The sequence below is a fragment of the Clostridium sp. UBA5988 genome (assembly GCF_002435615.1).
In the GTDB taxonomy this organism is placed as follows: Bacteria; Bacillota; Clostridia; order Clostridiales; family Clostridiaceae; genus Clostridium_J; species Clostridium_J sulfidigenes.
The window spans coordinates 1-13,585 of record NZ_DJBA01000001.1; the positions used below are offsets into that span (position 1 = coordinate 1).

A 13,585-nucleotide genomic window follows, 5' to 3' on the forward strand; every position below is an offset into this window, starting at 1 on the left:
AGTTAAATAGCTAAATAGTTAAATATATAAAAGGTAACCTATATAAATATTTATATAGGAAACTAGATAAAACTCCAACATATAGGTGATAAACTCGAATACCACGTTGCTAAAAAAGTTATACACTTAAATAAATAAAAATACACCACCTTTAATATGGATGGTGTATAACAAATTATATTTGAATTAAACTAATTAGTTCCTAAATTAAAGTTATTTATTATTTTTATAAAATATAACATGATCTCTCCACTTTCCATTTATGTGTAGATATTCTTTACATATACCTAGTTCATTAAATCCACATGCCTTTAAAACTCTTTGTGACTTTTCATTATCAACTAAAGTTGTTGCTTCTATTCTATGAAGTCCTAATTCTTCATAGGCATATGTTACAACTAAACTAACAGCTTCTTTCATATATCCATTTCCCTGATACTGTTCGTCCATAGAGTATCCTATAAATGCACTCTTAAATACACCGTGCACTATATTATATATACGTATTCTTCCTATCATCTTCTCTTCTTTATATATTCCAAAGTGAGCTCCTTCACCCTTAATAAATTCTTTGTAATTCTCTATTAAAGATTGCTTTTGAACTTCTACTGTATAAAATTCTTCATCTCTGTGCGGTTCAAACTTTGATAGAAAGTCCTTATTTCTCGTATAATACTCTAATAAATCCCTTGCATCATCAGAATTAAGAACTCTTATACTTATTTTATTTCCTTGAATTGCTAGCTCCTTCTTATATGCATTATTATAAAATTCTTCTTCTACTATTCCAAATAATAAACTACCTTCATATTTAAATTTTGTTATAATACTATCTGATATATATCCTTCTAATTGAAATCCTAAGTTTGTAAAAGGAGTTAAACTTATTTTTTCATCACATACAATATTAACTTTATGAAGACCTTTGCTTTTTATTAAGTTATTTAGCATCAACTTTAGGGCATCTTGTAATGTTTTATTAGCATCTCTTCCACTTTTATAAAACTTTAATTTTATAATTACACCTTTATTCTCATGGTCTAAATCTAAGATTATAAATCTTCCTACTATAATTCCAGATGAATCTCTTATTATATATTTATTTGCTTCATCAGTTGCATTACTAATGCTTACTTCCCTTTCACTGCTCAACTTCATTACCTCCCCTTTTAAAAATACTATAATTCCCTCTATATATTAGAAATACAAACAAGATAGAAATACTTAAGCTTATTGGTATTAAATAAAAAGTTTTTGCTGTCCCTATAATATCATTTAATCTTCCCATAATAAGATTTAGAATCATACTTATAGTGCTTGATAACGTTAAAATTAATCCTGTTATATATGAACTATTATCTTTAAAAACCTTACTAATAGTAGCTACTACTGTAGGATATGCTATTGCAAAGAATAGTCCTGTTACACATATTAAAATGAGAGCACTATGTCCAACAATTAGAGCAACTATTAATAATACACATGCAATTAGTAAAGAATATAAAACTGATTGTAAGTATCCTAACTTTTCAGCTACAAACCCACCTAATAATCTACCTATAGTAAGTAAAAAGAAAAAGGCTGACAAAAACATAGCTCCACTACTGCTAGTATAGTTATAACTTTCCATGAGGAAATTAACTATCCAATTAGACATCCCCATTTCTGCAAACACGTATGTTCCTAATGCTATAGCATAGATATACATATATTTTTCTTTAAAAGCTATAGCTATATTAAATTTATTTTCTTTTTTAGTTCTATTAAAATTAGGGATTTTTATAAAGAAAAATATTATTAATACTACAATAAAAATCATTGCTATTCCAAAGAATACACTTCTCCAACTTACTCCATTGTCTAAAATGTTTCCAATAGCAAATTGTCCTACCGTAGATCCAAATCCATAAAAACAATGAGCTGAATTCATCATTATTGCTTGGAATGTAATAAATAGCGCTGGTATTAGCGTATTTACTCCAATCATTACAAAAGCAATACCCATGTTTATTAAAAACATTCCAATTAATAGTATTGTATAAGTTTTAGAGAAAGCTACTATTAAAACAGATGCTATAATAGTTAAAAGCCCCGTACAGATTACATTTCTTTGTCCAAATTTTTCACATAGTAGTCCACCTATATAAGTAAATATTATGTATCCTAAAGAACATACCGATAAGAGCATGCCCATACTTGTATTATTCGTATTAAAAGTCTCTTTAAATACAGGGACAAATATTCCCTTGGTGTTATCGACTATAGCAATTACAGCCATAATAATAAATATAAATATTGTTATGGCAAAACTTTGGTTTTTCTTCACTAACATCACTCCTTTTTCAATGATATTATATCATAATTAATATATGTTTTTATTGAATTGAATTCTTTATTTTTTATAGCTATTAAGTAAAGTAATTATCATAACAAAAATATACTATTGTATAGATTAATTCATTAATTCATATAAAAAAGATATAAATATGAATAAGAATAATAGACAAGTATTCAAATCAAGAATAGCTGATATATTAACCTATTGTAATGTTGACATATGTTATCATCTATGTTTAATTTAAACTATAGGATATATTTCCTTAATTTCATGTGTGTCAACAATATGTAAAGCTTATCTAAAATGAAAGGGGATAGTCTCATGATAAAAGAAGAAGAAATAAAAGAAAGAGTTAATGAGTTAATACCTGAACTCATAGACTCTATAAAGGAAGCTGTAAGTTTTAGAAGCGTTATAGACGAGGATAACCCTAATTATCCATTTGGTAAAAATATAGACGATTGTCTAAAAAGCACCTTAAATTTATGTGAGTCTTTAGGCTTTAAAACTTACTATGATAAAGATGGTTACTATGGTTATGCAGAGGTTGGCCAGGGCCCTGAATTAGTTGGAGTTCTTGGCCACTTAGATGTAGTTCCTGAAGGAGATTTGAATTCTTGGACATACCCTCCATACGAATTAACTATAGTTGATGATAAAATATATGGAAGAGGAACTCAAGATGATAAAGGTCCTACTATAGCTTGCATATATGCTGTAAAAGCTTTATTGGACTTAGGAATCAAATTAAATAAAAGAATAAGATTTATATTTGGAACAGATGAAGAAAATCTTTGGAGAGGTATTAATAAATATAAAGAGAATGGTGAAGAAATTCCTGCTATGGGAATAACTCCCGATAGTGAATTCTTCTGCATAAATGCAGAAAAAGGATTACTTCAATCTACTTTAACTTGTAAAAAGAGTTCTAATTTAACTTTAAGTGCAGGAAATGCATTTAATTCTGTTCCTGATAACGCTACATATACAGGAACTGTAGAAGAAATTAATTCTCTTAAAAATGTATTAAACAGTTTAAATTATAAATATATTTTAAATGAAAACTCTATCTCTGTTATTGGAAAAGGTGTTCACTCTGCAGATAGTGCTGAGGGGATTAATGCTATTTCTAGACTGGCTATAGCTTTAGAAAAAATGGGCTCATCATCTAACTCAATAAAATTTATAGCAAATGTAATTGGTGAAGATGTTGCAATTAAAAATCTCATACCAAAATGTGAAGATGTATCTGGAAAACTAACTGTAAATGTAGGTAAAATTGATTTAAATGAAGATATAGAAACTATATCTTTAGATATTAGAATTCCTGTTACCTATAAAAAAGAAGACATAGTTAATCCAATAAAGGAAAAAGCTTTAGAATATGGTTTAGAATATAATGAGTTCGACTGGATGGAATCCATATATGTTCCTGCAGACCATTTCTTAATTAAAACATTGAAAGAAGTCTATGATGAAGAAACAGGATATGATGGAATACCAGAATCATCTGGTGGAGCTACTTATGCTAGAGCTATAGATAACTGTGTAGCCTTTGGTATGGTATTCCCTACCTCAGAAAAGACAGAACATCAACCAAATGAATTTATAACTATGCATGATTTAGTTAAAGCTACAGAAATTTATGCCTTAGCATTATATAAATTAGCTAAATAAGCTGAATTCTTAGAGCTTTATTCTTTAGAAATTGTTATCAATAGTCGTAATTGCTTTACCTTTCATAAAAAATAGAAGTATCGGTCAAGTAATTATCGGATAAACATAATTTTTTAAAATAAGAATCCGTCAAGTATTATACTGACGGATTTTTATATTATAAAACTATAAATTTAAGTATGCGATTAAGCTCCTCTATAATTAAGGCTTACCTAATGTTGGTTTTATACTAAATCACTTATAATTAACATTCCTTAAGTAAATCCTTTATTACTTCTCCACCTATTATCATTCCTGCCACTGGTGGCACAAAAGATATACTCCCTGGTATTTGTCTTTTTATAGCACACTTTTTAGTCCCACCTGTACATACACACCCTGTTTTACAAGTAACCACGTCATCTTGTTTTGGTTTTGTAGGCATCTCCTCAGAGTAAACTACCTTAAGGGATTTAATCTCTCTTTTTCTAAGTTCATGCCTCATAACCTTTGCAAGTGGACACACTTTAGTATCATATATATCTGCAACTTTAAATTGTGTAGGATCAAATTTGTTTCCTGTACCCATAGAGCAGATTATTTTTATACCCTTTTCATTACAATACTCTACTAGAGCAATCTTTGCTGATACAGTATCTATAGCATCTACAACATAATCAACATCATCAGTAATTATTTCTGGAATATTTTCTTTAGTAACAAAAACTTGATGAGTTATTACATTGCATGCTTTATTAATTGAAAGAGCTCTATCTTTCATAGCCTCAACTTTTACTTTTCCTACAGTATCATAAGTTGCATGTATTTGTCTATTTAAATTAGTTAAACAAATAGTATCATCATCAACTAAAACAATAGTTCCAACACCTGCTCTTACTAATGCTTCTACTGTAAAGCTCCCTACTCCACCTACTCCAAATACTATAATCTTACTACCTTTTAATTTATTTAAACCATCTTTTCCTATTAATAGCTCTGTTCTTGATAATGAATGTTGTAACATTTTTGCATCTCCTTAATATGTGGTATTTACCTTATAACCTTAAAGATATTTTTAACTTTTTCTTTTAAATTATAAATAAATACATAAATTTTTATTCTTTGAATATATCAATTTTATATTTTTTAATAATATAATTCAACTATGTATTTATGTTAAGTATTTCTAAAGCTTAGTACAAGCTAAGAACTCTGTTTATATTTCCAACTTTATATACTTAAAAAAGCTAAATCTTATAAAAGTAATTATACTTTTTAAGATTTAGCTTTTTTGATTTAGATAAGATACAAATAAGTTTTACCTTTAATTTACCTTAGCTTAATTCATGAACAAAGATTCCACTTCTTAATTTTGGTTCAAACCAAGTTGATTTAGGAGGCATAACTTCTCCAGCATCAGCAATGTTCATAAGTTCTTCTATGCTTGTTGGATTCATGGAGAACGCAACTTTCATTCCTTCAGCTACTCTTCTTTCAAGTTCTTTAAGACCTCTAATTCCACCAACAAAATCTATTCTATCACTTGTTCTTGGATCTTCTATAGCAAGTAATGGTCTTAGAAGGTTTTCTTGTAGTATAGATACATCTAAACTCTTAACTGGATCTTTTGAATCATAAGTTCCATCTATAGCAGTTAACTTATACCACTTGTTATCTAAATACATTCCAAAATAACCTTTTCCTTCTGGTCTGTATTGGCCTTCTCCCTTATACTCTTCTACAGTAAACTTCTCAGAAACTTTATTTAAGAATTCTTCGCTAGAGTTTCCATTTAAATCTTTTACTACTCTGTTATAATCCATTACATATAAATCATCTGCTGGGAATATAACTGATAGGAAAAAGTTGAATTCCTCTTCTCCTGTATAGCTAGGATTTGCTTCTCTTCTCATTTTACCTACTTTTACAGCAGATGCAGCTCTATGGTGACCATCAGCTATATAAAGATATTTAACTGACTTAAATAACTCTTCTAATCTTTTTACAGTTTCAGTATCGTTTATAACCCATACAATATGAGATATTCCATCTTCGGAAACGAAGTTGTATTCTGGTTCTTTAGCAGTCCATGAAGCAACTATTTCATCAATTTCTCCTACATTTTTGTATGTTAAAAATATTGGACCTGTATTTGCATTACAATGGTCAACATGATTAATTCTATCTTGCTCTTTTTCTGCTCTAGTATGCTCATGTTTTTTAATTATGTCATTCATATAATCATCTATAGAAGTACATCCAACTATACCAGTTTGAACTCTTCCATCCATGATTTGTCTATAAATATACATGCTTGGAGCATTTTCTTGAATATAAGTTCCATCTTCTCTCATTTTGTCTAAAGTTTTTCTAGCTGTGTTATAAACTATTTCATCATATTGATTTGTTTCTACTGGTAAATCAATTTGTGCTTTATCAACATGTAAGAAAGAGTAAGGGTTTCCTTTAACCATTTCCCTAGCTTCTTCTGTGTTCATAACATCATAAGGAAGAGCTGCTACTTTTGGTGCTAGCTCTTTTGTTGGTCTTATGCTTTTAAAAGGTCTTACAACTGCCATATTTTTTCCTCCTACGTAATTAATATTATTTAAAGAAATCGAATATAGTTTGAACTATTTCTTCACCTATTCTTGTTTGAGCTTCTACTGTAGCTGCTCCAATGTGTGGTGTAACTGATACTCTTGGATGGTTAACTAGCTCTTCATTCTTAGTTGGTTCAACTTCAAATACATCAACGCCTGCTCCTCTTAATTTTCCACTATTTAAAGCTTCAAGTAAAGCAGCTTCATCTACAACTCCACCTCTAGCACAGTTAATTAGTACAGCTCCATCTTTCATCATATCAAGTTGAGCTTTACCTATTGTAGCTCCTTGCTCTTTTATGAATGGTATATGAAGAGATACATAATCAGATTTAGATAATACTTCTTCTAAAGTACCATATTCATATTTATCATACCCTTCAGCTTTACCAAGGATATCAGTATACATAATTTTCATTCCTAATACTTCAGCTTTTTGAGCTAAACATTTAGAAATTCTTCCAAAACCTATTAAGCCTAAAGTTTTTCCATTTAACTCTATACCTTCATATTTTTTCTTTTCCCATTTTCCTTCTCTCATAGTCACATTCGCAGTACTTACAAATCTAGAAACTGCAAACATATGAGCTAGTGCAAGTTCTGCAACTGATGCACTACTAGAATTAGGAGTGTTAGCAACTCTTATTCCTTTTTCAGTAGCATATGCTACATCTATATTATCTACACCTACTCCACCACGGATTATTAATTTTAATCTTCCTGTTTCACAAGCTTTATCTATTATTGGTTGTCTAACCTTTGTAGCACTTCTTACTACTACTACATCAAAGTTTTGTAAAGCTACTCCTAATTCTTCAGGCTCATAAAATTTCTCTATAACTTCATATCCATTATCTTTTAATACCTGTATTCCACTTTTCTCCATGCCATCAGTAACTAATACTCTTATCATGATGATACCCTCCTAAAATAAAATTAATTAATAATTAATTATTTAAAATCTAACTTCATCCACATACATTAAGTATATAAATTGAAAAATTATACATCCTAAACTTGTATATGAATCTTTATTACTTGAAAATTAAGAAGGGAATTACCCCTTCTTAATTATTCAAGTCCTAATATTTCGTTAATGTTCTTTAATAATTCTTCAATTTCTGCTGGAGTAGTCTCTGCCATGTGAGCTATTCTGAAAGTCTTATCTTTTAACTTTCCGTATCCATTAGAAATTTGATATCCTCTTTCTCCTAGAGCTTTGTTTAAAGCTGCAACATCAATATTTCTAGTATTTTTTATGTTAGTTAAAGTGTTAGACATATATCTTTCATCTGGTAATATTTCGAAGTATTTTCTTGCCCATGCTCTAACAATTTCTCCGCCTTCTATGTGTCTTGCATATCTCTTATCAAGACCTTCTTTATTTATAATCTTATCAAGTTGATACTCTAATGCAAACATGTGAGATAATGAAGGTGTTGATGGATATTGATAATCTTTCTTTTGAATGTATTCATATAATGCTAAAAGATCTAAGTATAATCCTCTATGTGGAACTTGTTTTGCTCTCTCTATAGCTTTCTTAGAGAAAGTACACATTGACATTCCTGGAGGAAGTCCTATAGCTTTTTGAGTTGAAGTAATACAAATGTCTACTCCCCATTCATCTACTTTTAATTCTGTTCCTGCAGCTGAGCTTACAGTATCTAAGCAGAATACAACCTCTGGATATTTTTTCACTACTTTAGCTATTTCATCTAGTGGGTTCATAACACCAGTTGAAGTTTCGTTGTGAGTAACTGTTATTAAATCATATTTTCCAGTGGCTAAAACTTCATCTACTTGCTCTGGAGTTGTTGGTGTACCCCATTCAACTTCATATAAATCTGCTGGTACATTGTTAGCTACAGCCATTTCATACCATCTCTTACCAAAAGCACCTACAGCAAAAACTGCAGCTCTCTTAGCTGTGCATGAACGAACAGCACCTTCCATAAGCCCACTACCAGAAGTAGTTGAAAGTAATATTTCTTCTTTTGTATTAAATATAACTCTCATGTAATCACTAATTTGTCTTTGTATTCTTGATGCCTCTTTGCTTCTGTGTCCTATCATTGGTGTAGCCATTTTTTCTAATACGTCTTGTGCCACATCAACTGGACCTGGTATAAATAATCTCTTGTGCATGATTCACCCTCCTAAAATAAAGTAAACTTTATAATTTCCAATATCTGATTTGAAATCAATTACATTTTAACATTTTTCCATAGGTTTCTCAACCATAATAAATTAAATATTGGTATATATTATTATAATTTAAATTTTTATTAAGTTTTTGGAAATATAATACTTATTTCAATCTAATTTCTTCGTATATTTCATCAAATATATCTTTTACACAATGTCCTCTTACAAAATTAGAGCAATTATTACAACTTTGTTCTAATTGCATAAGTATTTCATTTTTATAATATGATCTCTCATTATAAAATGAACAGTTTTGAGCAATTCTACTTTTAATTTCATTGGACACCATTACTTTAACACTCCTATGTATTATAATATTATATCTTTTGTATTATCCTATATTTTATACCTACTTTTTAATTTAATAATCAAAACAATCTAAAACAGATTCTGTTTCTCTACAATACCTTACAATTAAACATTGTCCTAAGTTTCTAGGACATTTTTTGCACATACAATTAACTTCCTTTCCATCACATTTATTTTGTTTAAAATCAGGACATTTCTCACAATTATAAACTACTATATCCATTACCATTTTTATTTCCTCTTTCTAATTTAAAATATTTCATTATTGTTTAACCTACATAATTAAACTAGTTTAAAATAATATTATATATATGCTTATTTAAGCTTAAAATTAAAATAATTATAATATAAATACTATAGTTATCACTTATAAAAGTTGATATACTATAGTAGTAAAGCCTTATATATATTAAAAATATACACCTTTATTTGAAGAGTGTAAATAAATTCAAGGGAGTTGATTATTATAAAAGACTTTACCACTAGAATTCCACTACCCTATAAACTATTTCTATGTCTTAGTGGAATATTAATATTAGTATCTTTTCTTTTTAACTCACCACATCAGATATTCACTGGCTTAAGAAATATAATCTTAAACCCAGATATACTCATAACAGATTACATGGAAATTGGCGGTATTGGTGCAACTTTCGTTAACTGTGCCCTTTTGATTATATTTTATGTAATAATGCTAGTTTTTTTAAACGTTAAACCTTCCGGAACTATAATTGCAGGTATATTTACAGTAAGTGGTTTTTCCCTTTTCGGTAAAAACATTTTAAATATCTGGCCTATTATTTTTGGTATTTGGTTGTACTCCAGATTTCAAAAGGAACCATTCTCCAATTATATAGTTACTGCACTTTTTGGAACAACCTTATCTCCAGCTTTAATTCAACTAATTGGTACTACTACAATACCGCTTTATCTATCTGTTATGATAGGTATCCTTATTAGTATAGTAATAGGTTTTTTACTTCCACCCTTAGCTTCTGCTTGTATGAGAATACATCAAGGATATAGCCTTTATAATGTAGGCCTAGCTGCAGGATTAATAGGTACAGTATTAATGTCTTTACTTAGAGCTTTTGGTATTGACTTTGAAAGTAGAATTATTTGGTCTACAGGCAATAATGTTCCTTTTATTATATTATTTTCAATGATATTTTTAGCTATGATAACTTTGGGTTTTTACTATAATGGTAATAGCTTTAAAAACATTGCAAAAATAACGAGACATTCTGGTAGATTACTTACAGATTTTTATCTTATTTTTGGTGAAGGAGTTACTTTAATAAATATGGGGATTCTAGGACTCTTTTCAATGTTTTTAGTTGTTTTAGTAAATGGTGACTTGAATGGTCCAACTTTAGGTGGTATATTAACTATTGTTGGGTTTGGAGCCTTTGGTAAGCATCTAAAAAATATAATTCCTATAATGTTTGGTATAATATTATGTACTTTCTTTAACATTTGGGAAATAAACTCGCCTAGCGTTATTCTAAGTTTACTTTTTGGTACAACTCTAGCTCCAATTGCAGGTTCTTTTGGATGGCTGTGGGGAATAATTGCAGGAGTATTACATGCTTGCCTAGTAATGAATATTACATATTTACACGGTGGAATGATTTTATATAATAATGGCTTTTCAGGTGGTCTTGTATGTATGTTCTTACTACCACTAATTTCTGCATTTAGAAAGGAATATTAATTATGAAACACTTACGTCAAAGAAATATAAAAATACTTAGTGAGCTAACTAGTTACTTAGTTAGAATTGGCTGTAGTGATCTACATATAGATTTTAATACTAAGGGTGATATTACCTATATCAGCTTTACCAGCGTAAATCCTGATATTAGTGAACAAATACTAAATGATTTGACATCTCAGTTAAACATGCCAAGGAGACAAGATATTGAGGAGTATTACTGGGCTCTTAATGGAGATAATGATTCCTCTTCTGAATTAAGTTTAGTAGGCATGATGACTGATTCTGTGGATGTAAACTACACTAATGATGTATTAAAAATTAGTTTAACTAGATTAAAATAATTTTTAATACATTTTATAAAAATAAGTATGGGTAATAAAGTTTACCTATACTTATTTTAAATTTTTAGCTAATAAAGCAGCTCCAATAGCTCCAGCAAATCTTGCACTATCTTTTGTTTTAACCTGTGAGCCTAATTTTTCAGATAAACTATTTACTATATATTCACAGTTGCAAAGTCCACCAGTTAAAAAATAGTTTTGTGCAGTAGAATGCTTACCACATATGGTGGCTACTTTACTTACGATTGAATCTACAATTGCAAATGCAATATCTTCTTTCTTTCTACCAGTTCCTATTAAACTTATAACTTCTGATTCCGCAAATACAGTACACATAGAACTTATACTTGCATCCTTTCCATCAGTTGCTAATTTACATAATTCATCTATATTTACCCCTAATGTATTAGCCATAATCTCCATAAATCTTCCTGTTCCTGCAGAACACTTATCATTCATTGTGAAATTCGTTATAAGTCCTCCTTCTACAGTTATAACCTTGGTATCCTGACCACCAATATCTACTACAGTACAATCTTCATCATATATATAAGCAGCTCCTTTACCATGACACGTTATCTCAGTTACAGTCTTATCTGCATAGGGAACCGATACCCTACCATAACCTGTAGCTATGATTTTTCTATTTTTTTCGCTTATACCTTTATCATCTAATATGCTTTCTATTTTTTTAGCAGTTTCTAAACTACTCCATCCTGTAGGGATTACAAAAGTATCATTTATTGTATCATTTTCAAATATAGCTACCTTTGCAGCTGTTGATCCTATATCTATACCGATGTAAAACATATGCTCCCCCCTAACTTAAATTTTAATTAACTTTCTACATAAACAAAATCTCTTTAAAAAAGCCCAACATATGAACGTTGAGCCATGAAAAGGAAAATATTATGTTTTAGAAATTGTTTAGATATCTGATTACATTATTATATTATCATAATATTAGGCTTTGTAGATTTTGAATTTTAAATAGTAATTCACTCTTCTATTACATATCTAAATGGATACTAAAACTTCTACTGGTTTAGTAAGCTCTATAAAGTTTTCACCTAAACTACACTCATAGGCAAATACATCAACTCCATTACCTTTAGCAAACTTTAATGCATCTGCAAATGCCTTATCCATTTTGTCATTTGGTTTGAAAGTACTTATATTATTCATTTGAATTAAAAATATGACTCCTGCACCTCTACCTGAATTTTTCACCTCTATTAACTCTAAAAGATGTTTGCGCCCTCTATCAGTAGGTGCATCTGGAAACATACTATGTCCATTTTCCTCTAAAGTTACCCCTTTAACCTCTAAGTAATATTCTTCTCCTCTATCATTAATTAACTTAAAATCAAATCTGCTATTACCAAAAGTTTTCTCTCTACATATAGTCGTATAACTTTCTAATCCCTTAATCTTCTTATTTATTAATGCTTCTTCTACAATTTTATTTGGAGCTTGAGAATCTATGTTTATTAACTTTCCATTTTTATATCCACCAATTAGGCTAAATCTAGTCTTTCTATTAGCTCCATTTTCTGTTCTTATTAATACATTGCATCCTGGAATTAGAATTTCTCTACATCTTCCCGTATTAGGTACATGCACCAACTCTTCTTTACCATCTATTATTACATATCCTTGAAATCTATTAGGTCTTCTTACAAATTCAACAATCCTAGTTTCTTTATCAAAAATCATATTTTTATCCTCCATGTTTATTTAAAATTTATATAACATTTTATATAAATATAATATTTATCCACAAATAAGCTAAAATTCCTTAGAATTTATCCACTTATAATTCTAATATGTTACTAATTATTTGATTTTATAAGTATTTATCAACAGCTTTATTTTAATTATACTATGATTAAAATAAATTTAGTATAATATTATTTTTATGTTAAATAATAAGAAAACCTTCTGTTTTTATAAACAGAAGGTTTTCTTATTATATAATCTGGGGTGGAGGATGGGACTCGAACCCACGACAACCAGAACCACAATCTGGCGCTCTACCAACTGAACTACATCCACCATATTTGGAGCGGGTGAAGGGAATCGAACCCTCGTAACTAGCTTGGAAGGCTAGCACTCTACCATTGAGTTACACCCGCATATTGGAGCGGAAGACGAGATTCGAACTCGCGACGTTCACCTTGGCAAGGTGACGCTCTACCACTGAGCCACTCCCGCATAATCAAAATTTCATTTTTAGACATAAAAATAACTGAATCACATTATACTTGCCTTCTTTAATTTAGCTCATATCTAATTCAGCATATTTATAATATTGGTGGCTCACCGGGGGATCGAACCCCGGACACCATGATTAAAAGTCATGTGCTCTACCGACTGAGCTAGTGAACCACATTAAAAACCTGGCAACAACCTA

General features: G+C 29.6%; 13 protein-coding genes and 4 tRNA genes. 3 read left to right on the forward strand and 14 right to left on the reverse strand.

Annotated elements, in window-relative coordinates; genetic code table 11:
* Nucleotides 1-213: 213 nt before the first annotated feature.
* Both B3J31_RS00005 and B3J31_RS00010 read right to left on the reverse strand, forming a co-directional pair.
* Nucleotides 214-1,152 carry a GNAT family protein gene (locus B3J31_RS00005; protein ID WP_346868505.1) on the reverse strand — a complete coding sequence of 313 codons (939 nt, stop codon included), beginning with the start codon at nucleotides 1,150-1,152 and terminating at the stop codon, nucleotides 214-216.
* Entirely contained in the window at nucleotides 1,142-2,326 is a 1,185-nt protein-coding gene (locus B3J31_RS00010) for an MFS transporter (protein ID WP_346868506.1), read from the reverse strand. Before B3J31_RS00010 ends, B3J31_RS00005 begins: the two co-directional genes overlap by 11 nt.
* Nucleotides 2,327-2,659: 333 nt before the next feature.
* Here B3J31_RS00010 and B3J31_RS00015 point away from each other — a divergent pair, with 333 nt between their 5' ends.
* The gene (locus tag B3J31_RS00015; protein ID WP_346868507.1) at nucleotides 2,660-4,015 is read left to right on the forward strand and encodes a M20 family metallopeptidase; all 1,356 of its coding nucleotides are present in this window, start codon (nucleotides 2,660-2,662) and stop codon (nucleotides 4,013-4,015) included.
* Nucleotides 4,016-4,259: 244 nt separating this feature from the next.
* On the opposite strand, the gene B3J31_RS00020 is transcribed toward B3J31_RS00015, so the two are convergent.
* The 6 genes from B3J31_RS00020 to B3J31_RS00045 form a co-directional block, all read right to left on the reverse strand.
* On the reverse strand, nucleotides 4,260-5,018 hold the full coding sequence (locus B3J31_RS00020) for a tRNA threonylcarbamoyladenosine dehydratase (RefSeq protein ID WP_346873534.1): 759 nt from the start codon (nucleotides 5,016-5,018) through the stop codon (nucleotides 4,260-4,262).
* Nucleotides 5,019-5,328: 310 nt separating this feature from the next.
* Entirely contained in the window at nucleotides 5,329-6,573 is a 1,245-nt protein-coding gene (locus tag B3J31_RS00025) for a DUF1015 family protein (RefSeq protein WP_150846364.1), read from the reverse strand.
* Nucleotides 6,574-6,598: 25 nt separating this feature from the next.
* Entirely contained in the window at nucleotides 6,599-7,510 is a 912-nt protein-coding gene (locus B3J31_RS00030) for an NAD(P)-dependent oxidoreductase (RefSeq protein WP_150846363.1), read from the reverse strand.
* Between the two features lie 158 nt (nucleotides 7,511-7,668).
* Nucleotides 7,669-8,745, reverse strand: a complete 1,077-nt coding sequence (locus tag B3J31_RS00035; RefSeq protein ID WP_150846362.1) for an aminotransferase class V-fold PLP-dependent enzyme — start codon at nucleotides 8,743-8,745, stop codon at nucleotides 7,669-7,671.
* Nucleotides 8,746-8,908: 163 nt separating this feature from the next.
* Entirely contained in the window at nucleotides 8,909-9,094 is a 186-nt protein-coding gene (locus B3J31_RS00040) for a hypothetical protein (protein ID WP_150846361.1), read from the reverse strand.
* 72 nt (nucleotides 9,095-9,166) lie between these two features.
* On the reverse strand, nucleotides 9,167-9,343 hold the full coding sequence (locus tag B3J31_RS00045; protein WP_167403159.1) for a hypothetical protein: 177 nt from the start codon (nucleotides 9,341-9,343) through the stop codon (nucleotides 9,167-9,169).
* A gap of 228 nt (nucleotides 9,344-9,571) precedes the next feature.
* Between B3J31_RS00045 and B3J31_RS00050 the strand changes: the two genes are divergently transcribed.
* Nucleotides 9,572-10,828, forward strand: coding sequence for a DUF1576 domain-containing protein (locus B3J31_RS00050; protein WP_346868509.1), 1,257 nt, complete (start codon nucleotides 9,572-9,574; stop codon nucleotides 10,826-10,828).
* 2 nt (nucleotides 10,829-10,830) lie between these two features.
* Nucleotides 10,831-11,172 carry a hypothetical protein gene (locus B3J31_RS00055; RefSeq protein WP_035135210.1) on the forward strand — a complete coding sequence of 114 codons (342 nt, stop codon included), beginning with the start codon at nucleotides 10,831-10,833 and terminating at the stop codon, nucleotides 11,170-11,172.
* 51 nt (nucleotides 11,173-11,223) lie between these two features.
* Here the strand turns inward: B3J31_RS00055 and B3J31_RS00060 are convergent, their stop codons facing one another.
* From B3J31_RS00060 to B3J31_RS00085, 6 genes are all read right to left on the reverse strand, one after another.
* Entirely contained in the window at nucleotides 11,224-11,982 is a 759-nt protein-coding gene (locus tag B3J31_RS00060) for an acyl-CoA dehydratase activase (RefSeq protein WP_346868510.1), read from the reverse strand.
* A 207-nt stretch (nucleotides 11,983-12,189) separates the two neighbouring features.
* The gene (sfsA, locus tag B3J31_RS00065; protein ID WP_346868511.1) at nucleotides 12,190-12,888 is read right to left on the reverse strand and encodes a DNA/RNA nuclease SfsA; all 699 of its coding nucleotides are present in this window, start codon (nucleotides 12,886-12,888) and stop codon (nucleotides 12,190-12,192) included.
* Between the two features lie 263 nt (nucleotides 12,889-13,151).
* Nucleotides 13,152-13,227 (reverse strand) — tRNA-His (locus B3J31_RS00070).
* Between the two features lie 6 nt (nucleotides 13,228-13,233).
* A tRNA-Gly gene (locus B3J31_RS00075) sits at nucleotides 13,234-13,307 on the reverse strand.
* A 4-nt stretch (nucleotides 13,308-13,311) separates the two neighbouring features.
* Nucleotides 13,312-13,386: transfer RNA gene (locus tag B3J31_RS00080), tRNA-Gly, on the reverse strand.
* Between the two features lie 98 nt (nucleotides 13,387-13,484).
* A tRNA-Lys gene (locus B3J31_RS00085) sits at nucleotides 13,485-13,560 on the reverse strand.
* Between the last annotated feature and the right edge of the window lie 25 nt (nucleotides 13,561-13,585).

Bases quoted from the DNA above. Each gene is read 5' to 3' on its own strand.
- B3J31_RS00015 (WP_346868507.1), top strand. From the start codon at position 2,660: ATGATAAAAGAAGAAGAAATAAAAGAAAGAGTTAATGAGTTAATACCT.
- B3J31_RS00020 (WP_346873534.1), bottom strand. From the start codon at position 5,018: ATGTTACAACATTCATTATCAAGAACAGAGCTATTAATAGGAAAAGAT.
- B3J31_RS00025 (WP_150846364.1), bottom strand. From the start codon at position 6,573: ATGGCAGTTGTAAGACCTTTTAAAAGCATAAGACCAACAAAAGAGCTA.
- B3J31_RS00030 (WP_150846363.1), bottom strand. From the start codon at position 7,510: ATGATAAGAGTATTAGTTACTGATGGCATGGAGAAAAGTGGAATACAG.
- B3J31_RS00035 (WP_150846362.1), bottom strand. From the start codon at position 8,745: ATGCACAAGAGATTATTTATACCAGGTCCAGTTGATGTGGCACAAGAC.
- B3J31_RS00040 (WP_150846361.1), bottom strand. From the start codon at position 9,094: ATGGTGTCCAATGAAATTAAAAGTAGAATTGCTCAAAACTGTTCATTT.
- B3J31_RS00045 (WP_167403159.1), bottom strand. From the start codon at position 9,343: ATGGTAATGGATATAGTAGTTTATAATTGTGAGAAATGTCCTGATTTT.
- B3J31_RS00055 (WP_035135210.1), top strand. From the start codon at position 10,831: ATGAAACACTTACGTCAAAGAAATATAAAAATACTTAGTGAGCTAACT.
- B3J31_RS00060 (WP_346868510.1), bottom strand. From the start codon at position 11,982: ATGTTTTACATCGGTATAGATATAGGATCAACAGCTGCAAAGGTAGCT.
- sfsA (WP_346868511.1), bottom strand. From the start codon at position 12,888: ATGATTTTTGATAAAGAAACTAGGATTGTTGAATTTGTAAGAAGACCT.